Raw genomic sequence first — 23443 nt, 5'->3', positions numbered from 1 at the left:
AGTAAACCGAGCCACTGTGCCGCTGTTCTGTATGTTTTCATCACCTGCTCCAAATTTATCATTGAGCAGGTATTTTCAAATAGTCAGATCAATGATGCGAGGTGTGGTTCGCTAGACGGTTACGGAATAAATGGCGTAAGCCCAGACAGGATGTCTGGCTAACTTTCGGGGGGCTTGGACGCCCCTTCGAAAGTGTTAGCCATTTATCCATAAGTATGAGGATTAACAACTTCGTCGGGGCGGCACGGAGGGAGCTCCAAGGGGGAGGGATTGCTGCTGATCTTTCCCCCCTTGGTCGGGTGTGGGTTGAAGACCTACGACGTTAATCCAAACGAAGTTTGGACATCTTACTGACACACTTTTGGACAAAACCTTGTTAGATAATTCACTCTTATTAGCCAGATTCGGATTAGGTATTCTATTAGTAATGCTTCGTTTGGCTACAAACTAATCAATGCTCGATATAACCAGTCGGAATAAGCATAACAGGGACACGAATCAGTTCTGTATAGACTTGATTCATTCTAAAGTAAAAAGGCCCTCGAACAGCAAAAGTGAGGGCGAAATGGGTGGGTTTTAGGGCCAACGTGAATCACTCTGGGGTAGAGTGATTCATTGGCTGATTTTTGGACATTGATAGGTTCGTGCAAATTAAGCTATTTTCATTTATTTTTGATTAGAAATCAATCCTCTAAGCTTAACAATCGCTTCTTTTTTGGTAGCATCTAAAACTTCTTTTGAAAACGATTTTTGGTAGCTAGTTTTTTGAGTAGGACAGCCACCAAGATAAGGTTTGAGTTTAGTTTTACAGCTGTCACCGCAAGTTCCAGCCTTAACGCCAAGAACCTCAAGCAACATCCCCTCAAGACATACTGGTGTAGACAAAATCACTTCAATCTTATGCTTTTTCGCATACTCCCAGTCTTGTTGTGGTATTGCTACGTCACTATCCATCAACACATATCTTTTGTCGTAAGCGGCTTCTTGGCTTTTTTTAGCAGACATAAGAATATTTCTAGGCGAGCCACCATCTGATGATTCGATTTTAACTACTTGCCCTGTTTTACGGTCGTCATAGTTGTCTTTCATGTGATTCAAGAACGCGCGGTCGTGTATACCTTCACCAACGACGATAAGTGACGTAACATTAGTCCTTCTAACTTTCTTCTTCGCCAACTTCAACACTCCTATACGTTGGGTACTGCACCTAGAGCACCAGCTTGGTACTTAGCGTAAAGGTTGTCATCAGCACGGATGCCTACCATTTCATCCAAACGCCATGCATCGCTTTCAAGGCGCTCTTTTTCAACGAGGTAGACTTGGTGTTTCTTGAGTATATTTAGCACTTCTGGTGTGTGACAGGTAAAGATAAGCTGTGCATCATGCTGGTTAGTCTCTTGGTGCTTAAACCAATTCAGAATGACTGGGAGCATATGAGGATGGAGGTCGTTATCAATCTCATCTAAAATAGCAACACCGCCATATTGTAGTACTGGAAGTACCCTACGAAGCATCACAAAAAGAGCTTTAGTACCGCTAGATTCCTCGAAGAATGGGAGTTGAAATTCACCTTTTTCGCACTTATGGATAGCGTAAGGAAAATCAAACTCTATTTCCTCTCCTTTCTCATCTGTAAACTTTTGTGGCTTATATTCAATATCGTGAATTCCCAAATCGAAGTCAAAGACAGCTTGATGTAATCTCTGTTTCAACTCACTTTTTCCTTTTAGAAACTCGGTTGCTTCCAGAATATCGCCATCATCGAAATGTCTGCGCCCCACCATATTCACATTGAAAATAAAACTATCAAAGTACTCATAGAACTTAGATGCGTTAGACACATTTTGTTGGAACGCTGCTGAAATAACAGAGACATTACTTCTCACTTTCTTGGCTTGAGCTACAGAAAAGCCGAAGCCATTTTGTTTGTAGTTGTATCCATCCTCAGTTTTTTCTCTAACGAACACATAGGAGTAGCTACGACTCGTTTTTTTATACAGTGATTCCAACAATACATCGTTTTTTGTAATCGATAAGTTGTATTTGTACTGCACCTCACTGAGCATGAAATACAGCTCAAAATTAGTAGGCTTATCGGTATACAATCGGTGTGGCATGTATGGGATGTTCTCAGATGGTTTATAGTCGAACACAGATGTCGATATAAATGAGCTAAGGAAAGCAAGTGGACGCAACAGCTGAGTCTTACCAGCACCATTTGCACCAATAACAGCCAATACCTTGTTCAGACGCTCACCAGATTTTAGGTTTATGTCGTAGTAGGAAGCCGATGGTTTTTTCCCAACTTCAAAAGATACCTCTTGCTCATTGCCAAAAGAGTAAAAGTTTTCGCAAATAAATTTTATTAGCATGGAAACACCATAATCAACATATTTTTGTTGATTATGGTGTTTAGCGAGGAAACAAGCAAGTTTATTTAGGTCAAAAAATCAAGTTGTACCGTAGACACGGTACTGGTATTACGAAAAGTAAGTCAAATGATGCTTTGGTGAAATGAGTTAAATTCATTGAATCAAAGAATGGGATAAACATTGGTTAGCAAGAAGGCAGCGAAAATATCAAATTTAAGGGCGTGAATCAGACTAGGTAAGTCTGTTTCACTGTAACGATTTTTGAAATCCCTCATGGGCAGGTCATACTTTTTGGTATTCATTACTTTATGTATCTCAAACTATCAGACTAAGCAAGAGCAAGCCTTCGAACTGTGACACGTTTTGGGGCAGAAGTGAGCTATCACATTTGTTGCTTAAAAACTAAGTTGAAAAATGCCTCATTTAACTTCTAAGGGCTAAAAACACCAAGTCTTAGATTAACACCGCATTCACAGGTTGCACCAACTCCCCTCGAAGTTGCCGAAATACAACACCAAAAATGCCGTGTAACCATCAGGGCCACTCTTAATCCATCCATAGATTACGTGGCATTCAGGCGTCCTGCCTATCAGAAATGGTGAAGGCTCGTTAGCACATGGGCGAATAAAATCTTTGATTTTTAGCTTATGAGCGAGAGATAGGGAAAATCGAACTGGAATGCTTTACATGGACGTAAAGCATGCCGTCGAGCCGTTAGGTATTTTTGGTGTTGGATGAGGCTTCTTTCAATCAAGAGTAACTTCGTCGGGGCGGCACGGAGGACTGTCGCAATAGATCAGCAAGAGGGCGAAGGCCATCGGCCGCTTTGAGCGCGAAACAGGGATGTTGAGCTGGCATTTAAACAAGGATGTTATTGGGTTTGCTGTTGAACTTTCCCTCTTGGTCACTCTTTTGATATGAGCAGGGGTTGAAGACCCACGACGTTAATCCAAACGGTGAATAATCACCTTTAGTGATTGCGCTTATGAGCGAGAGGCAAGGATGCCGAACTGGCTTTTTAATATGGATGTTATTGTTTGGACATCTTGCAAACAAATTTTGGGCCATAAATGAGCTAGCTGTCTGTCTGTTAACATCATCTACAAACCAGAAGATTTACAGCGGTTATCTAGGATTCGATTAGCATTACCTTGAAACAGTCTAGTCATTGCGAGTATCGATCCCAAAGTAACCGACACGCCATCAATGTTCACACAGCCCATTATGCCTCTGCTTCTAGCATTTTGACTATCCTGTGGGCTTTTTCGAAATGATCCAGTTGATGGGTTTGGATCCACCAGGTGGCAGCTTCCATCAGTAGTTCAGGGTCGTCGTTTTTATTGGCAAAAAAAGCATAAAAAGATAGCCCAACATTGTCACCTTTTTGGGCTATTTTTGTGTGGCACACTTGCAGCATTTTCTCTTTAAGTGACGATTTTAATAGCTTTTTTAATGGAGTAGACATACTTATCTCATGTAATGAATTAAGTTGTGGCTTAAACCAATCTCAGACTAACTAGCCCAATTTACGACGTAACCCTAGTACAGTACTCGAGCATTTATTGTAAATGGTTAAGTTTCTTACCAAAGCTATTAGCACTAAGATTAAGCAATATAAGCTCATTGAACCACCGCCACGATAATTTTCTCTATGTTCAATTTTTGCCACTTTCTCTTCTTTAACTCTGGTTTTAAATCGAGCAAGTTCAGCATCTAAGTTAGTCGACATATCAGCAACCGCTAACGTAAAACCTTCCAGAGACTTTTCGGCTAACGTATCACGGATACCGATAGCGGTTGTTCTCTTGTCGATTCTATTAATCCCCGGTGCTCTAAACAGCATTTTCTTACTTTTAATGTCAAAAACAGCGGTATCGACAAAGGTTTGAATCGAGTTTTCATTTCCAGGAATGACATACATGCCAACTATCGTCAAATAGAGTAAAGCCGCATTATTTTCAAATGATTGAGTCACTTGATCATAAGAAACTAAAGCAATAACATCAACGTCATACAGCCTTCCGACTTGCTCCAAGGTTACAAAACCTGCGCCCCCGGCTAAATACGTACTTGGGATCACTTCGATGTGATCTATATAGTCATATTTGAGAAATGACGCTTTAACTTTTTCAAGCAGTTCTATCTGATCTTTAGTATGAATGCCGTCTCTTTGCCAATTTTTAGAGGGTACAAATGCTAAGCCCACTTTCACCGGTAAGGTTAGTACAGGGATCTCTGCTTTATGTTCAGCGCGACTCGTTTCGTTTGGATAAAGGAAATCCATCAAACTACTGGATTTTGTATTCTCTCTGACATGATCACTCACAAACGAGCTACACGATGTTAATAAGAACGCGCCTAACATGATAAAAAATATTCTCAATTTCACCGGAATTCCTTTTTTGCTATGGTCAACGCTTTAGTATTTGGGTGTTACGCTGCCCATGTTAATCCTGAGGTCATGCTATAGGAGTTTAGTTTTTTTTGGTAGATAAATGTTTAGCCGCTTGATGAGTAGCCGATTGTTATCCTTATACTTTACCAATTAAAACCTGATATTTTTCGGAGGAAACTGTTAAATACTAATAACGATCATGTCGCAGCTAGCGCTTGTCACTTGATACTCAATCGTCATATAAAAAATGCAGCATAAGCGATGGCTTATACTGCATTCAATGACTTGCCTAGTTAAGATATAAAAACTAAGCCGTGCCGCCAACCGTCAGTCTATCGACTTTAAGGCTAGGTTGACCTACGCCCACAGGCACGCTTTGGCCGTCTTTACCGCAGACGCCAACGCCTTTATCTAACTCCAAATCGTTACCGACCATAGAAATCAACCCCATGGCTTCAGGGCCATTGCCGATTAAGGTTGCGCCCTTGATGGCTTGGGTGATTTCACCTTTTTCTATCATGTAGGCTTCTGATGCGGAGAACACAAACTTACCTGAGGTGATGTCCACTTGGCCGCCACCAAAATTAGGTGCATAAATGCCTTTATCTACTGACTTTATCATTTCATCTAAGGTAGAAGTGCCGGCATTCATATAAGTGTTGGTCATGCGCGGCATTGGCAAGTGTGCATAAGACTCGCGGCGACCATTACCCGTTGGTGCGACGCCCATCAAGCGCGCATTGAGCTTGTCTTGCATGTAACCTTTAAGGATACCGTCTTCAATTAAGACGTTCTTCTGAGTCACTACACCTTCATCATCTATGCTCAGTGAACCGCGGCGATTTGGCATAGTGCCATCATCCACCACAGTGACTAATTTAGAGGCCACTTGCTGGCCTATTTTACCGCTAAAGGCGCTACTGCCCTTACGGTTGAAATCACCCTCTAAGCCATGACCTACGGCTTCATGTAATAACACCCCAGGCCAGCCATTGCCCAATACCACAGGCATTTCACCCGCTGGTGCATCCACAGCATTAATGTTTACTTGCGCTTGGCGCACCGCATCTCTTGCAAACTCAAAACTTTGCGGCAAGCCAGTGTCGTCAGTGATGAAGAAAGAGCTGTAATCATGACGCCCACCGCCGCCGGCACTACCGCGCTCACGCTTGCCGTTTTCTTCTAAAATTACACTGCAATTGAAACGCACTAAGGGGCGAATATCCGCCGCCAAGGTGCCATCGCTGGCGGCAATAATAATTTCTTCATGAACCCCAGACAAACTCACCACCACTTGGATGATACGACTATCAAGGCTTCGAATATAAGCATCGGCTTGCTTAAGTAACCCAATTTTGGTGACTTCATCCATGGCTGCGATAGGATCTGCACTGTCATATAAAGCATGTTGCTGTTGACGCTTAAACGCCTGCACTTTGTGCGTTTGACCTGCAATGGCAATACCACGGGCGGCGGTTGCCGCCGCCTCTAGTGCGATTGGGGTAATTTCATCTGCATAGGCAAAACCGGTTTTCTCGCCATTAATAGCACGCACACCCACGCCGCGTTCGATATGAAAACTGCCTTCTTTGATAATGCCATCTTCCAGCACCCAAGATTCATGGCGGCTACTCTGAAAATACAGATCCGAATAATCGATTTGATGCTGATGTATGGTATTCAGGTAAGACGTTAACCCATCTAAGGTTAATGCACCTTGAAATAAACTCTGCTCAACTTGTGCTAAAAATGGCATTGACACTCTCTTAAACTTTTTAATGAAATCGGGTTATTTAGCGAGCTGTGGCGGGATAAATTTATTGTGTCCCAACACAGGCATTTGTCGCCGAATACGTTCTAATAATAACAAATCTGGCTTGGCCTGAACCCAGCCACAACCGCTTTCAAGCTGGGAGACTATGCCTCCCCAGGGGTCGACTATCATACTTTGCCCCCAAGTTTCACGACTGCCTTCATTGTGTTGCCCCCATTGCCCGGCCCCTAGCAAATAACATTGAGTCTCTATGGCACGGGCTTGGAGCAAGGTTTGCCAATGGGCTTTCCCTGTGACCTTGGTAAATGCCGATGGCAGGGCAATCAAATCGGCGCCAGCCAAACGAAGGGCGCGAAATAAGTCGCTAAAACGCAGATCATAACAGATGGCGAGACCAATTTTACCAAAAGGCGTGTCGATAACGGTTAGTTTGTCTCCTGGGGTAAAACTGTCGCTTTCTCGGTATTGCTTGGTGTTGTCAGACACTTCCACATCAAACAAGTGTAACTTGTCGTAATGCCCCAATACCAACCCTTGGTCATCAAAAAAATAACAACGGCTGTGGACTTTGCCGCCTTGAGCCTGCATTGGGATAGTACCAGCAATCAAATACACTTTATGCCGTTTAGCCAGTTCAGCTAAGGCATCTTTAAGGGGACTATTGTCATCAGTGCCAGCGTATTCTAACTGCTGGCTTTCATGACCGCCAAACAGCAAGCTGCATTCTGGCAACACCACTAATTGAGCCTCGTCGATTTTTCGTGGAAGTTGACCTAATTGGCTATCAATAAAACTCAGGTTAGCACTGACATCACGGCTACTCTGGCACTGCAATAAGCTAATTTGCATCTGACTCCCCTATTTTGTCTTTGGCGCTGCAACAGCGGACTCAGCCACTGGGTCAATGGGGTTTTGCGATTGAGGAACTTCAGTGGCTGTCGGTTTTAAAATCGCTTCAGGGATCTCAATCTCTTTATGCTTGCGCTCCAATTCTTCGATGATAGGCTCATTCATGGTACCCGTCACCCGAAAGCGCATTTCAGAAATAATTTCTATCATAGGCTCAAGCACTTTGGTTAACGCCAGCGCACCAACACCAAAGGTCCAAGCGCTGGTACTGAGTAATACCACTGTGGGCACGCTGGATGCTAATTGCGGCACAAAACGTATATCATAATTTAAGCTTTGGCTGCTTAAATCTGTATAACCGCGAACCTTAATATTTCCTGCAATGGCATCCATTTCGGTATTGCGTGTTTTAAGCACGCCGTTGTCGATATTGATATCACCCTTAAACTCATTAAAATACAAACCTTGACCAAAGACATCAGAGAAATCAAAAGATAACTTACGCAATAAAGAGTCCAAACTGAACAAGGAGAATATTCGCGCCCCTTTATCGCTGATTTCAGATAAGTGGCCTTTTTCTAATTCAAACTTGAGTTTGCCATCCAATTGAGCCAATGAAAATTGATGGGGTGCAGCCGGCCAAGCTAACCTGCCAGTCAACTTAACCGCAGAATCTTTAATCCCAGGTTCTATTGATAACGTCTGCGACACAATATCAAACTTATCTGCCGCTAAACTAAGTTCAAACTCACTGCGTTGCTGAGCTTCATCGCCAGAGCCATCGACTTCATCAAACCCATGGGACCAAAGCCCAGTTGCATTAAAATTTAACCCTGCCTTAGTCACATCGATGCGATTAAATTGATAGCCTTTTTCACTGTGAGCGGCATCGAGCTGCAGTCGCCCTAACGGCATGGCGTCAACACTAAATTCGGCAATATCTATCTTCAATTTCGGCAAGTCGGCAACATTGATTATTTCGTCAATGGCAGCTAAAGGAGTCTCAATTTCAGGCGTGAGTGCTAATGCTGGAGCTGACTTTGATCCCACGCTTACTGCCGCCTCATCAGTTAGTGCTTTCTCTGGGGTTACAGTGTGCTCGGCGGTTGGCGGTAACACCAAGATTGAGCTAGCGTCAGCCTTAATGAGTTTTGACGGTATAGTCATCAGCGCAAGCTTTTTACCTTCTACTGCTAAGCCCTGCTGTTTCCAGTCTGGGTACAGGCTTATATCACCAATAAACTGCTCAGAATCGACCTTAAAAAGCCATTTATCCGTCAAAGATGTGGCGTTGAATGCCGCATTCGTTAACGGTAAGCCTGGCAATTCAAACTGATTAATCTTACCGCTAACCTGCAGTAATGGTGGAAAAAAGTTTGCTTTGAGTTCGTTAAGGTTAGGCTCTTTGTTAATTTGAGTTAATTGCTCAATCACAGCAAGCCAAGGCATTAACTGAGCTTTATCTAAGCCCAGTTGAATTTGCCCTTGGTGCTTATTCAAGGTATCTCCGAGTTTAAAGACTCGGCCCAGCATCACATCATAGTGACTCAAACTATTGCCGCTATCGGGAGTGATTTCACCCCAAAATTCGGCGATATTTGCAAGTTTCCCGCTGACGCTCGTCGATTGATTGTCACCTAATAATTCAAGCCCTAAGCCTAATGGCGCGGCCGCGGCTTTATTAAAGGGTGCCGGCAAGCTCATTTCTGTGCCGACTAAATCACTATTAAGCTGTAATTGCAGTTGATAATTGTTGGGTTCAAACACCATAGTCATGGCACCATCCCAGTCAAAAGCACCTTGGAAATAATCAGATAAGGGAGCCACTGCAGTTTGAGGCAAGCTTGCAATCACCACTTTACCTTGCAAATCCAGCGCAAGAGCCAAATGCTGATCCCGCTCTTCTGTAGCAAAGGAAAATTCAATATTTTGTTCAAGTAATTTGGCCGTTAAACCTTTGCCTAACAGCGCTTGGTTAATAAAGCTGACATCCCCACTTAAATTACTGAATTCAAGTTCTGGGCCTGCCAGAAACAAGCTATTGTTACTAAAATTAATATCCCCAGTTATGCGCTCGGACTCACCGTCATAAAGCGGAATGCTTAAGTCAAGCTTGGCCTTGATAGGCCCCCTAACTTGTAAGCTATTTAATGTCTCGCCCACGGTATCTTTAAGGGGAGACGCCTGTAAGACTTGAGTAGCCGCCAGAGCTTGTGTCGCAAGCTCAGCTTCCACTCGCAGCAAACTGTTATCACCCAATACTGGAATTCCCACATAGGCGCCATCGATAGCGACATCTTGCAATTGACCTTTTTCAACCCACAAGTCCATGGCCGCATTTTCAAATAGGGCATTAAGGCGTAAATCATTGATCTCTGGCCAATCGGGCTCGAAGCGATAAACCGCATTCTCTAAGGTGAATCCCGCTTGAAATACTCCAGATTTATCGTCATAGGGATAAGCGCCCAAAGCGCCGTGCCAGACAATATTCGCATCTGGGACCTGGCCTTTTATGATGGCGCCATTAAGGTAGTCGACTAAATCTGGACTCATAGCCTGTAAGGGAAAATAATCACCCAGTGCCTCGGCCTGCTTGATATTAATATTTGCAGCCAAACTAAGATGAGCATCAGGCTTTAAGCTTAGACTCACGGCAGCTGCCAAGCTTAAGTCTTTATTACTCAGCTCCACTGAAGGGATATCTAGCCTTTGTTCATTAAGCTCAAACCGCGCCGTGATGCTGTTGGCATTAAATGTTAATGGCGCCTCAAAGCCGCTGCCAAAATCAAACCGATATTGCTGCGATGGCAGCTCAAGATCCAAGCCTTGATTGCCATAACTTAACTTGGCATCAATAGCGCGGCTGCCAGGTAACGCGCCCGCTTGTTGCCACTCTATGTCCATCAGCTTAGTGTTTGCCACTAAACCCGTCTCAGGGCTATGGAAAACGCGCAGTGGCCCCAGCTTGCCAGACAATTCCAGCATCTGCCATTGAGTTAACTGCGCCTTGCTGATGTCAGGCACTAAGGCTAATAGCGGCGTCAATAATGGCAAGCTAAGCTCGTTGAGATAGCCAAATAACACATCATTTTGGTACTTAATGCCGATATCCAACTCAGGCCAAGCTTGCTGATTACTCATAAGCTCCAGCTGGTGACTACTCACCTGCCAACCATCCACATTAGACACAAGTTCAAATTGCCCAGAATTGAGAGCTAGCTGTTCAGTCACATCGCCTAATTGCCATTGTAATGTGCTGGGTTTAAACGCCAATAAACCTGAGCTCACACTACGATGCTTAAGTTCAAGCCAAGCTTCAAAGTTAAGCTCGCCATCCACTTGAGCGTGCTGAACTGTTGAGTCTAAATTAGCTGCAGCTTGCAACAAGCGTTTGAAATCCAATTCAGGGGCTTTGCCATTCAACCATTGACCCAGATCTAACTCATTGGCTTGTAAATATGCTTGCCCAACTAAAGTATCAGGTTGATAACCGTCACCTTTAATCTCAAGCTTCAGCGACACGCTCTGGGGCGATGTCCCTGACTTATCCATCAGTAACTGACCTTCGCCACGGTGCAGATTAGGGGTGTTTAACCAGACTAAGTTATTAATAAAAATCGGCTTAAATCGCCGTTTATCGCTTAATAATTGCACCGATGCATTAGTGATAGAGAAATGGCTTAACTGCTCGAGTGCAAAACTATAGAGCCAATCTTGAGTAGTAGCAGTTTCGGACTTAGGGCTGTTTTCTGGCTCAGAGCTGTTTTCTGGCTCAGGGCTGTTGTTGCCATCACGGCGAGCTTGATGACTTAAATCATACGCTAGGTGCAAGCCATCAAAAGTCACGGTTTCGATTTGTGGCGACAGGCTGGCCAGTGAATCCCAAAAATCTACTTTCAGGCGCACTTTGTCCACCATCAAGGTAATGGGCAAGGAGTCTTGCGGCGGTATAACCAACTGATTAATATTTAATTCAGGACCAAAGGCACGCCACTGCGCTGTGATGCTGTCTAACTGAACCTGAACTTTATATTCATGCTGTAGATACTCAACCAGCTGCTGACGTACTTCTGGGACATGGGGCAGCAAGCTGCGAATTAAACTCACCAATAATGCGAACAGCAACAGGCCCAAGGCCAACAACTGCCAAGCGAGTTTAATCAGTTTTTGCGGCGCCGATGCCGACACTAAATCATCACCACATCGTATTTGCTTTGGGCGTACATGGGCTCACTTTGCAGTCGTAGCCGCTTACCTATGTAGACACCAAGCTCTGCCAACAGGTGGCTATCATCGCCATTTAGGCTGTTATATACCGCTGGTGAACAATAGATTAAAAACTCATCAGCGGCATAAGTGCTGTTTAAGCGGATCAAATCCCTAAAAATTTCATAGGACACAGTTTCTATGGTTTTCATGCTCCCCGTGCCGTGACAGCTGGGGCATTCTCCACACACAACATGCTCTAAGCTTTCACGGGTACGTTTACGGGTCATTTCCACGAGCCCCAAGCCAGAGAAACCACTGATGCTGGTCTTCACTCTGTCTTTGCTTAACGCTGACTGCAAACTACTCAATACACGGTTTTTATGCTCGCCATTTTGCATATCGATAAAGTCGATAATAATAATACCGCCCAAGTTTCTTAGCCTCAGCTGTCTTGCTATGGCTTGGGTGGCCTCAAGGTTGGTATTAAAGATGGTTTCTTCGAGGTTGCGGTGACCGACAAAGGCGCCAGTGTTGATATCCACTGTGGTCATGGCTTCGGTCTGATCTATGATGAGATAACCGCCAGATTTGAGCTCAACTTTACGTCCGAGTGCTCGCTGAATTTCATTTTCAACATCATAGAGATCGAAAATGGCGGCGGGTCCCGCATAATGAGCAATTTTCTGGGCAATTTCTGGCATAAACTCTTGAGCAAACTGGCTTAGCTCTTCAAACGTCTGGCTTGAATCTACTTGAATATGATCAAGCTCAGTGCCAACGAAGTCGCGAATAATTCGCACTGGCAAGGCTAAATCTTGGTATAGCAAGGTCACGCCCTTACGCTTACGGCGCTCACTGACTTTGGCCCACACTCGGCGTAAAAATGCCGCATCTTGGGCTAATTCATCCTCACCCACGCCTTCGGCTGCAGTGCGAATAATAAAACCGCCATCGGCATCCACGTAGGGCAAGGTAATATTCTTGAGTCGATTACGCTCAGCTTCCACTTCAATACGCTGAGACACACCCACATGGCTGGAATCTGGCATAAACACTAAATAACGTGAGGGTAAGGTGATATCTGTGGTTAGGCGAGCGCCTTTGGTGCCCAATGGATCTTTCACCACTTGTACCATGATATCTTGGCCTTGGCGTACCAGCTCGGCAATATCGCGCACCACGAAATTACGTTTTTCTGTATCAGCGACGCATTCAGTGTGAGGCACTATGTCAGAGGCATGCAAAAAAGCCGCTTTATCTAAGCCGATATCCACAAAAGCCGCCTGCATCCCTGGCAGCACTCGACTAATTTTACCTTTATAGATATTACCCACTAAGCCGCGCTTCATGCGTCTTTCAATATGAACTTCTTGCAATACCCCATGTTCAACTAAGGCGACTCTGGCCTCGGTTGGGGTTACATTGATTAATAATTCTGAGCCTTTTTTATTTTTGGTTTTATTATTCATCTTGCCACCCGCGTTATGCACCCCTAGCGCTTTGTTTACTCAGCACTAGATTGATTAAATCATGGGGTATCAACTTGTTCCATCATCGCCACTAATAGGGCCCGTGTCTCGACTAAAGGCAAACCCACCACTGCGGTATAACTGCCTGAAATGTGACTAACAAAACAGCCCCCTAGCCCTTGAATACCGTAAGCACCGGCTTTATCCATCGGCTCACCCGTCGCTATGTACTGCTGAATATCAGCAAAGGATATTGAAGCAAAACTCACGTCAGTTTGGCAAAGCCGCGAGAGTGCACGCTCCCCATCGGTAATCGCAACCGCTGTCATCACAGTATGAGTACGCCCAGATAACGAGGTTAACATGCGCAGCGCATCTTGGGGATCTGTGGGTTTGCCTAAAAGTTCGCCATCGAGCACCACTATAGTGTCCGAACCGATAACTTTTGGCTGAGGTAAATGACGGCTAAGCTCAAGGCCAGCCTGAGCTTTCTCTAGGGCTAACCGAGAAACGTAATCAGAAGGGGATTCTAATGCTAACTGAGATTCATCAATATCGGGAGAAACCTGAACAAATTGGAATTGTGCTTGGGTAAACCCAGCCTGAGCCAATAATTCTTTACGGCGAGGAGAGCTTGAAGCCAACACCCATGTCATGTTTATCTTACCTTATAACTTCGGCGAATATTACGTAATACCCAGAATACCCACCACCAAATAAATATACTAGAAACAACAGGTTGAAGAAGCTCTATTTTAAACTGAACCCCGCCAACAACGATGAATTCTAGCCAAAATACCACTAGATGATACAAACAGATGAGTGCAGCAATCACAATCGACTGCTGCCAACGTGGAAAGTTTCGTAGTCGCTGGAAATGCAATACCACCACATAGGTGACCAGTGAAAATGCCATGGCGCGGATCCCAAGGTGGGCGCCCAATAAAATATCCAGCACCACACCAAGAAAACAAGCAGTAAGGATGCTGTATCTATGGGGCAAAGCCATGGCCCAGTACATAATAACCATTAACAGCCAGTCTGGACGCCAAAGCTCAACCAAACTGGGTAGAGGCATAATTTGAAACATAACCCCCAAAAATAATGTGACCCATACAATGAGACGTCCATTGGCAATGTGACTATTCATGGTTAGCCTCCACATTTAAAGGAGTAACGTCTTGCTCATCCCCTGGCAGGGTTTCATTCTCGATAAGATGTTCAGGCCAAATCAGTAACACGTAGCGAATTCTATCCAGTGCAGCAAGAGGCTGGGCGGTAATCACGGCATAATTCTGCGCCCCTTCAAGGGATACGCTCATCACTCGTGCAACCGGATAGCCTTCGGGAAATCGATTGCCAAGCCCTGAGGAAACCAGTAAATCTCCAGCAATAATATCGGCGCTTTTTGCCACGTGTCGTAATTCAATAAGATCAATATCGCCTGTGCCATTGGCGACTGCGCGCACATCGTTACGGGTCACTCTAACTGGAATACCGTGGGTGGGATCTGACACCATCAATACTCGGCTGGTCAGGGCGCTAACTTCAATCACTTGACCAATAACCCCAAGGGCATCGACCACAGGCTGGCCAACATAAACTTGATCTTGAGCACCACGATTGAGCACCACATAGTGACGAAATGGATCGCTAGCAACCTCCATCACTTCGGCAACGACTTTTTTTACCGCTAACTGGACAGGGCTACCTAACAGTGCCCGTAAACGCTCATTCTCTTGGCGTAAATGCTCAAAACGTTGTAAACGCTCAGACATTAATAATTGTTGACGTAATAGCTCGCCATTTTGAGTTTGCAGCATGTCTCGGGTCGCTAAAGTATCTGACGACCAATCCATCAGCAATCCGGGTAAATTAGCCAGATACTGCAGTGGACTTAATATCGAGGATAAGGATTGACGAGTACTTTCGAGTTTATCGTTAGCCACAATAAGGGCCACCGACAGAAAGATAGCCAGTGTGAGACGAGACTGATTTGAAATACCGCGAACAAAGATAGGTTTCATTGTTATGCAAGCCTAACCTTAAAGATTTTCTATAAGGTTAGGCTTAGCTACCGAAGATTAATTCTCTTCCGAGAATAGATCTCCGCCATGCATATCGATCATCTCTAATGCTTTACCGCCGCCACGGGCGACACAGGTTAGAGGATCGTCTGCAACCATCACAGGAATACCGGTTTCTTGAGCTAATAATCTGTCTAGGTCACGCAGCAAAGCACCACCGCCCGTCAACACCATACCGCGCTCAGAAATATCAGACGCAAGCTCTGGGGGAGACTGCTCAAGGGCAACCATCACAGCACTCACTATGCCTGATAATGGCTCTTGTAGCGCTTCTAGAATTTCGTTGCTGTTTAGGGTGAAGCTTCTTGGCACGCCTTCAGCTAAATTACGGCCGCGAACCTCGATTTCTAATACTTCATCGCCTGGATAGGCAGTACCAATGGTGTGCTTGATGCGCTCAGCGGTGGCTTCACCGATTAAGCTGCCGTAGTTACGACGTACATAATTAATGATGGCATCGTCAAACTTGTCGCCACCGATACGCACAGATGAAGAGTACACCACACCGTTTAATGAAATGATGGCCACTTCAGTAGTACCACCACCAATATCAACCACCATAGAACCTGTGGCTTCAGAAACAGGTAAGCCGGCACCGATTGCCGCCGCCATAGGCTCTTCAATCAGGTAAACTTCACGAGCGCCAGCGCCCATTGCTGATTCGCGAATAGCACGGCGTTCAACTTGGGTGGCACCCACTGGCACACATACCAGCACCCGTGGGCTTGGACGGAAGAAACTGTTGTTATGCACTTGCTTGATGAAGTGCTGTAACATTTTCTCTGTTACATAAAAGTCGGCAATAACACCGTCTTTCATCGGCCGGATAGCCTGAATATTACCAGGCGTTCGACCTAGCATTTGTTTCGCCGCAATACCCACTGCAGCAACGGATTTATTGGCGCTATTGCGCTCACCACGGATGGCAACCACAGAAGGCTCATTTAGCACTATGCCTTCATCGCGTACATAAATTAATGTATTAGCCGTACCTAAATCGATCGATAGGTCGTTTGAAAAAATACCGCGCAGCTTTTTGAACATGTATTCAGCCCGTTTCCGTGGAGTCAGAAGAAAAAAATCAGCTAACTTTATCAATGCCACCTCATTTCCACAAGGAGGAACAGCGCAACAATGACGAAACAGCGCACTTTTTTTGCTTAATTAATCAAATTTTATTGTTTTTATGCTATCAATCTAAAAAGAGATTAAAAAACAACCGCAAATGCGCTGTTCAAATATTGAGCTGCTAAGATTAGTCGCTGATTACTGTGTTTCCCGCCAATAAATAATTCTGTCATGGCCGCGATAACGACCAAAAAAAGCACTGGCTCGAGGATCGGCCAATGTTGTTGAGCCGGCCGTACTCCTATCCCAATTCCAATACCACTTAAGCCAAGGCTGGACGTTTAGAGGCGCCGTTACTTGACCGCGATAATCATTGCTGCCGGTATTATCCCAAGTAAGTTGTAAGTTGCCGTTTTGCATTGTGGCACTCACAGCCCCCCTTGTGACCAACTGCCCTGTGGTTAATGCTGGGGCATAGTCTTCACTGCCATCAAGTGTCGAGCTCACAGTGGAACAGTCATCATTGGGATTAGTTATCCAAGTGCTGCCATTCCAATATTGAGCGTAGGTCGGCATCAACAAGGTTTCAGATTCTGGCCCATAGGTGTTGTCCATAGTCACGCGCCCATGCCTAAGCTTGGTTGGGGTGCCTAAAGACTTAGCATCACATAAGGCGCCACAAGGAAGAGCCGTTGACCCCGCATGCATATCGCTTACCACCTTGGCATGATCACCATCGTTATCTTGCACCTTAAGCCCTATGGCTAACGACTCAAAAGGGCCATCAACCAGAGGCGGGCTAAGGCGAGAAAAATTGCTGAGCTTAGCGCCCAGATTGGTGCCCGTAATAGTGGCGACGCCTTTAGCCCAGGCGGCATTAGCAAGGCTTGGAGTGGTTAACCTTGAAGATAAATCAACGCCATTATTGGCATTTTCGCCCGCAAGGCTTATGGATGCCTTGGCAAATGCGCCGATATAATTTTGAGTAGTGGAACCTGCTATATTCTTGGCTGTGAGGGTGTAGTCAATGTCAAAGCCCTGATCCATGTAACTGAAAGCATTACAAGCTGCTGAAACACGGCTATTGCTCACTGCAAAGCTTGCTGGTACAAACCGGCCAATATTAGCCGAAGTCCCTTGAGGGATATTATAAAAATTAGAGCCTAAATAGCCTAGCGGCGGATCAGCACTAAAGGTAAACACCCCCACCTCAGGCACCGATTGAGAAACGCTATTGCTGCTGGTCGCTTCAGTCAGATGGTTATATTTCACATTTCCCAGTACACCTAAGGCTCCGCCTGATGGCGCGACTATACTGTGGCCTAATGCAATATCATTGTGAGCATAATTTGGGGTGTTGAGATTGTCGCAATAGTTTGCGTCGCTATCACTTTGCCAAGCTTTGCCCTGAATAACTAACTCAAAGGTCTCAGCGGCTTTTTTATAGACATTGCAACTGGCGTTCCCTGCGCTACAACTGGCATTGGTATCCTTAGCTTTAACACATAAACCCACAGGAAAACTAACAAACTGATCTGAGCCTAACATCACTAAACCAATATCTTCACCTGTGGCATTAAGGCGTGCATCTAGCTGTACTTTTCCGGCATCGGGATAGTTGACGTTAATATTTGCTTTACCTTCTGCATCAAATGCCAATGCAAGCTTGGTTGCTGCACTACTCTGTTTACCAACAGCCGTTGCATTCACAGATACCGATTGACCACTAATGACCGTAGTCGGCTCAACATAAGTACTCCAAAAATCGACGTTTTTGGTTGTACTAGCAAAAGTAGGTACACATTGCAGAGTACTATCCGATTTTTTCACTGCACTAATGGATATATTACCTGTTGGTTTGTTAGCCAACTTATCCGGCACATCAAAAATAAAGCCACTTTCAGCAAAAGTTAAACTGCAACTCGCGGTTGATAAAGCCCCCCCGCCTCGACGACAAAGGGTATTACTGCCCGCTACCGTCGACGGGTTTGAAGATGTAACCCCGATAGTGATAGGTGTAGTGGCGTTATGGCGCAAACCCACTTGGGCGAGACCATTAGTGAAGTTAATGATATTGGTGGCCGCACCGCCAAAATACCAGCCGCCAGTGGCTCTAGAGTCCGGTGATAGATTGGCCTGAACAGGGTCAGTAAATAAATCACAACCCTCATTCTTACAAGCCCTAACGGTCATCACCTCAGCCTTACAAGTTAACGGCGAACTCGTATAATCAAACTCAAAATGGTGCACTTGAGCGCCAATGGGTTCGGACTTAAGCGCACACACCTTAAAATTATCCATCTCGTGGTTGTTGTTGGAGCCACCGGTGGAGCCAGTAATAGACAAATAAAACTTTTCAGGAACCGGCGCTTGGCCCGCAAAACTTAAGGCATTAAATGGCGCAATTAAAGTCACGTAGTCAGCAGGGTTACCACGGTTTTGAGTGTCCCGCAGCACAGATACCATAGCCGTACCCGCCACTCTAGAATCAATAATAATTTTGTATCTATGATTAGGCGCAGCATTGGCGGTACTACGCACATCAATTCTGGGGTTTAAGTCAGCATTGGTGCCCGTAAGGTAGCGATAACTGGTGCCCGCCGAGCCACGAATAGCGACTGCTTGACGCCTAAAACCTGGCCCGCCATTCTTTCCTTCTGTTGGGTTAGAAAAATTACCGTATTCATCAAGCGCAATACCCAGCCAACCACCAGCAAAACCTGCGGTGCCGTTATCACGTTGGGCATAACCTAAAGCGCCACCGAAACTGCCTGGCTGAGGGGTAATACTGGCATCGGATAAGCTAATGGCAATACCATCGGCGCCAGTGCCCGACTGGCTCGACCAAGCAAAATAATCAAATTCAATTTCCACTAAGTTATTTTCAGCAGGGAACAGTCTTTGATACGTACTAGAAGTGGCTTGATTACCGCTGGCAGAAGTGAAGCGTAAGCGCTTTTTATCGATAATTGACGCTGGCAATGAAGTTCCAAGCACCTTGAGCGCCCAATCATCCCCTACTGTTTCTCGGTTAAAGTCATCATTAAAACAAGTTAACGTATCGACTTTTTTCTCAAAGGCAATAAAACTGTAATCTTCCCATGTATGGCGCCTATCGGAGTCGGAATAGGTGTCTTCATCTACGGTCATACTCACTTGCGACGCTGACAATTGACAGCGCCTAAGCCAACCACCATCTCCTCCTCTGCGATTGGTTTTCGCGGCGATAAAAGTCGGCGGTTTCTCAAAACCCGTTAATGCCGTTAAGTAATCACACTGGCTGCTTAAGTCTGTCGCATTTCCGGTATGGGTTTGGCCATTAGAAAACTCAAATCTCACATTGGCATTGTTTAAATTTATCGTGCCAGTGCCCGATTCAACAGCAAGGTAAGCCACGGTTTCATTCTGCAGCTGATTATTCGTTAGATCGCCAGGTTGACAGCGGGTGTTACCGCTGCGCACTTCTGATGCATCAAGCCCCAAGTCGACACCGTTACTGGTCAATTTAGAGGTACTTGTTAGCCAGCAATTATTAATTTGAGTTTGTAGCTGATTCAGCACCACATTTTGACTCGATGGCAAGGCCACTGAGGTGTAAGGACTATCACGGCCAATCAGCGCCTGATTAATCGCCACACTGCCGGCAATTAATTTTTTGCCATTAGATAACTCATAGGTGCCTGGGCTAACGGCGACCCAATGAATAGATGGCATAGGCTGCGATGCCACATAGCTACCTAGGGGGGATGGCGACTCTTTTTGAGTCCAAGTAAAGCCTAATGGGGTAATACCATTGATAAACACAGCCGCAGGGCCATCGTTATTAGTATTGCTGTCTTCTATGGTCGCCATAGCAAAAACAAGCGGAGTGACCCCAAGCTCAAAAGGCTTATCAAACAACACAACCCCTGTACGGGCAGCTAATGCTTCAGATTTACCAAATTGCAGATGGAATGCAGCAGGTGCGACAGGAATAGTACAGTTAGGCACAGTCGTCACATTGGCAACCGTATCAGCAAAGGTTACCCGAGAGCCGCCATATAAGCGCACCTGGTTTGAGGTTATCGCCCCTGTTAATCTCGCGCTTCCATCAAGGGTTGCAGTGCCTTCAGCCACCACATAGGCATTTAAATTAGCCCCACCGTTAAGGGTGAAATTACCATAGTTATAAATAATGAAACGCTCAGCGGCATCGACTAGATTAAGATTTTGATGCCGATAATCATTTTTAACAAAGAAAGTCACTGTGCCTGTGGTGGGAAACACTAACGTCACACCATTACCTAAAGTTAAGGTTTCTATCCAATATTGCCCCGCTGCTAATTCTAATCGACCAGAGTCTGCTGACAGCGTCTTCATTTTATAAATACCACCAGCAGTGGTGAATTTAACCGTGCGATCTGCGCCGCCGCCTAAACTAATATTGCCGTATTCGCCTTGAGGCACTGACACAGTTTTTTCCGCAAAACTTGGCGGCCCAAGGTTGGTATTACTAGTAGAAGTGCACTGACTAAAAGCAAGACGATCGCTGGGGAGTTCAGCCAAAGGCGTTGTGTCCCTACACCACCTATTATTGCCATTGCTTGAAACACAAGCGTCATGTTGATCATAAACACTGGTAGCTGGCAGCTTGCCATTATTAGGGGCATTGAACAAATAAGATGAATTGGCAAAGCCAATCCAAGCATTGCTACCATAACCATTAACACCTTCAATAAACGTTTTGTCCCACGCCGCACTCACTGCTGTTGGCAAGCCCCATAAGCCTGTCAACATAACAAAAGCCATTAGCATGGAGCGGCAAACTTGAATGCGATTAAAAATTAAAGAATTAGTTGCCACGCGCCTCTACCTCCACTTGCCGTCTTACCCGCATAGGTCCTGACTCACAAACCGCCTCGCTAGTAATCCGGTATTGAGTTTCACTGCCCAGCACATAATTTGCGCAAGCTAATGTCACTTTGCAACCACTAAAACCGACACTCGTTGGCGGCGTCCAAGGAGTTGTAACGATAGCGCAATCAGTCACGCCACCCGCTAAAGGAAATAACCTCGCTAATGCGGCATCGGCGCCACTGTTGGCTGTAGCTAACGCACGAGTGCCTAGCACTTCTTGATTAAGGCTATCATCACCATCGCTAACAATATTAATCAAGGCTGACGCCAATAAAAACATCACAGTAATCACAAAAATGGCCATGATCAAGGCGCTGCCTCGCTGCCTATTTGCCATAGTGCTTTTAGTATCATTATGGTTTAAAGAATATTTAAGGGACATTGATCACCTGCACTTGATGGCGATACTGAAAGGTTTCACCTAATACGCTAAACCTAGGTTGTAATTGCACAATCGCATTGGTCATTAAGCTTGCTGGGGTTAAGGATAAAGGCAAGTCATCATTATCGCCTAAATCATTAACAACATGCTGCCCCATCAAGACTTTCACTCGTGCAACAGGCATGGAGCTGGCCGTGGGTTGAACCTCAAGCAGGCCGTAAGCGGCATAGCGATATAAGTCTCCCCCTTGCTCAAAACAATAGCTCACCGCATCGGAGCTGAAATACACTCGCTTGCGAGGAGATGCTGCGGAGAATTGCACTGGAGCGGCAAACTCTAGATCTATGCTATTCGCCTCTAAGGTCACTTTGTTCAAGCTAAAGCGCTTAGCCTTAGCTTGTTGATAAACATCTGCTTCACTCACGGGATAGATTATGGCCCACTGCCCAGCTGCAATACGACTTTGAGCATTATCGCGCATAACCTTGGCCCCATTCGCAACCTGTGTTAATGAAGCGATAGGCATGGTTAAATACGAGGTACTGGCGACAATAGGCACAAACTCTATGCATTGGGAGTTCGTATTACTTGTTAGGCGCACACTGTTAGGCACTGCATTTCTAAGCTCTCGGGTTATGCGTTCAACGGAAAACCGACTCTGACCTATCACTTGATCAACTGAGGATGACTCAACAAAAATACGGCTGCCAAAAATAATAATCCCGTTCACCCCAAGAATAAGCACACCTAATATCAAAATAACTGTCACCAACTCAACCAGAGTAAAACCCTTAACATTAGAGGTCATCAGTAATTACTCCTCAGGGCTTGGTAAGCAATGGCTTCACCATCTGGCGTTGTGACAGTCACAGTAATAAGTTTAGTATTCGCCACCGCGCCCAACACCACTGTGACATTGAGTTGATAATTAGGATAGAAAGCAGCATAGCTTTGAGTCGAGTTAAGCATTAAATCCGTGTGGGTTAAGCCATGGTAATCATCGACATCGTTAAACTCGTTGCGTTTTTCCTCAACGCCTAAAATAGTCTCAGGTCCCATCACAGTGCTACATGCTTCGCCCACTGGATTTCCTCCCTGTGAACTGCCACAGGCAGGCACGCCGCCGTTAGCCTTGGTGTTTTGATCATAACGCTTGCCCCAAATTTCATTCAAAATCCCGTGGGCAAGTTCTGCTGAACGCACTCTATGCAAGCTTTGAGCAGCCCTGTCGGCCTGAGGGAGTAACATGCTCACCATCAAAGTAATAGCAATGCCCATCACCAGCATGCCTACCACTAGCTCCATCAAGGTGAAGCCTGGCATTTTTTTATTGCCGATAGGGTTATTTCGCATAAACATAACCCTCAGAGGAAATACCGATAACCAAGGTGTCATCGGCGACCGTTTGAATGCAATCATTATTGGCGGCGCAATTAAGTTGCGGGCGACCGTTAACATCAAAATCGATATTAAAACTATCACTGCCTGTATTCATTAACACAAGGCGAGCACCGCCTGTTAACAACTGGGCGGCATCGACACGGCTTACAGCCCCAGCACAAGTTGCTGCGGTGCGACTGGTAAAGTGACTCAGTTGATATTGCGTTGGGGTAACGCTTATGCGGTAACATCTGTCGGTATTGTTCATTGCTAATTGCTGCGCCAGTCTAAGCTCACCAAGAAACTCATTGCGCAGGCTGTAAGCACTATAAGATGAGGGGCCAATAAAACGCGGCAGGGCAACAACTGCCAAAATACCAATCAAAATCATCACAGTCACCAGCTCAACCAAAGTGAAGCCTTGGGCATAAGTCATAGATGAAGTCATTGGAACTCTTTTTTCCGCCAAGGTTTTACCGTCCTGAAAGGGAAACACTTAATGTTTTAGTGTCTTACAACTGGTTAAGTATGGCAAATAAATCCACCGACTTATGCCATTTAG

The 23443-nt window shown here is 45.3% G+C and carries 17 protein-coding genes; all 17 read right to left on the bottom strand.

Going from position 1 to position 23443, the window contains the following annotated elements:
* Positions 1 to 666: 666 nt before the first annotated feature.
* A complete protein-coding gene (locus H5073_RS09945) occupies positions 667 to 1176 on the bottom strand; it encodes a hypothetical protein (protein ID WP_182679380.1) in 510 nt (169 codons plus the stop codon).
* Between the two features lie 11 nt (positions 1177 to 1187).
* Positions 1188 to 2372 carry an ATP/GTP-binding protein gene (locus tag H5073_RS09940; RefSeq protein ID WP_182679378.1) on the bottom strand — a complete coding sequence of 395 codons (1185 nt, stop codon included), beginning with the start codon at positions 2370 to 2372 and terminating at the stop codon, positions 1188 to 1190.
* Between the two features lie 1222 nt (positions 2373 to 3594).
* Positions 3595 to 3837, bottom strand: a complete 243-nt coding sequence (locus H5073_RS09935) for a DUF6500 family protein (protein ID WP_182679377.1) — start codon at positions 3835 to 3837, stop codon at positions 3595 to 3597.
* A 51-nt stretch (positions 3838 to 3888) separates the two neighbouring features.
* The gene (gene rhlP, locus H5073_RS09930; RefSeq protein ID WP_404948388.1) at positions 3889 to 4761 is read right to left on the bottom strand and encodes a rhombotarget lipoprotein; all 873 of its coding nucleotides are present in this window, start codon (positions 4759 to 4761) and stop codon (positions 3889 to 3891) included.
* A 313-nt stretch (positions 4762 to 5074) separates the two neighbouring features.
* The gene (gene tldD / locus H5073_RS09925) at positions 5075 to 6523 is read right to left on the bottom strand and encodes a metalloprotease TldD (protein WP_182679375.1); all 1449 of its coding nucleotides are present in this window, start codon (positions 6521 to 6523) and stop codon (positions 5075 to 5077) included.
* 33 nt (positions 6524 to 6556) lie between these two features.
* Complete coding sequence (locus tag H5073_RS09920) at positions 6557 to 7390, bottom strand: carbon-nitrogen hydrolase family protein (protein WP_182679373.1); 834 nt, start codon at positions 7388 to 7390, stop codon at positions 6557 to 6559.
* A gap of 9 nt (positions 7391 to 7399) precedes the next feature.
* Positions 7400 to 11578, bottom strand: a complete 4179-nt coding sequence (locus H5073_RS09915) for a YhdP family protein (RefSeq protein ID WP_182679371.1) — start codon at positions 11576 to 11578, stop codon at positions 7400 to 7402.
* Positions 11578 to 13068: a ribonuclease G gene (gene rng / locus H5073_RS09910; RefSeq protein ID WP_182679369.1), complete on the bottom strand. Its 1491-nt coding sequence runs from the start codon at positions 13066 to 13068 to the stop codon at positions 11578 to 11580. Before rng ends, H5073_RS09915 begins: the two co-directional genes overlap by 1 nt.
* A gap of 59 nt (positions 13069 to 13127) precedes the next feature.
* Complete coding sequence (locus H5073_RS09905; protein ID WP_182679367.1) at positions 13128 to 13724, bottom strand: nucleoside triphosphate pyrophosphatase; 597 nt, start codon at positions 13722 to 13724, stop codon at positions 13128 to 13130.
* 2 nt (positions 13725 to 13726) lie between these two features.
* Positions 13727 to 14218 carry a rod shape-determining protein MreD gene (mreD, locus tag H5073_RS09900; RefSeq protein WP_182679365.1) on the bottom strand — a complete coding sequence of 164 codons (492 nt, stop codon included), beginning with the start codon at positions 14216 to 14218 and terminating at the stop codon, positions 13727 to 13729.
* Positions 14211 to 15095, bottom strand: coding sequence for a rod shape-determining protein MreC (gene mreC, locus H5073_RS09895; RefSeq protein ID WP_182679363.1), 885 nt, complete (start codon positions 15093 to 15095; stop codon positions 14211 to 14213). The genes mreD and mreC overlap by 8 nt, the downstream gene beginning before the upstream one ends.
* Positions 15096 to 15152: 57 nt before the next feature.
* A complete protein-coding gene (locus tag H5073_RS09890; protein ID WP_182679361.1) occupies positions 15153 to 16199 on the bottom strand; it encodes a rod shape-determining protein in 1047 nt (348 codons plus the stop codon).
* 222 nt (positions 16200 to 16421) lie between these two features.
* Entirely contained in the window at positions 16422 to 21017 is a 4596-nt protein-coding gene (locus H5073_RS09885) for a DUF6701 domain-containing protein (protein WP_182679391.1), read from the bottom strand.
* Positions 21018 to 21054: 37 nt separating this feature from the next.
* The gene (locus H5073_RS09880) at positions 21055 to 21501 is read right to left on the bottom strand and encodes an MSHA biogenesis protein MshP (RefSeq protein WP_182679360.1); all 447 of its coding nucleotides are present in this window, start codon (positions 21499 to 21501) and stop codon (positions 21055 to 21057) included.
* A complete protein-coding gene (locus tag H5073_RS09875) occupies positions 21491 to 22309 on the bottom strand; it encodes a PilW family protein (RefSeq protein WP_182679358.1) in 819 nt (272 codons plus the stop codon). The genes H5073_RS09880 and H5073_RS09875 overlap by 11 nt, the downstream gene beginning before the upstream one ends.
* Positions 22309 to 22854, bottom strand: a complete 546-nt coding sequence (locus tag H5073_RS09870; protein ID WP_259394870.1) for an MSHA biogenesis protein MshD — start codon at positions 22852 to 22854, stop codon at positions 22309 to 22311. Before H5073_RS09870 ends, H5073_RS09875 begins: the two co-directional genes overlap by 1 nt.
* Positions 22844 to 23329, bottom strand: a complete 486-nt coding sequence (locus H5073_RS09865) for a type II secretion system protein (protein ID WP_310734242.1) — start codon at positions 23327 to 23329, stop codon at positions 22844 to 22846. The genes H5073_RS09870 and H5073_RS09865 overlap by 11 nt, the downstream gene beginning before the upstream one ends.
* Positions 23330 to 23443: the final 114 nt, after the last annotated feature.

It is taken from the genome of Shewanella sp. SR44-3 (assembly GCF_014163735.1).
Classification (GTDB): Bacteria; Pseudomonadota; Gammaproteobacteria; order Enterobacterales; family Shewanellaceae; genus Shewanella.
This window is presented reverse-complemented; position numbering and strand designations above follow the sequence as displayed.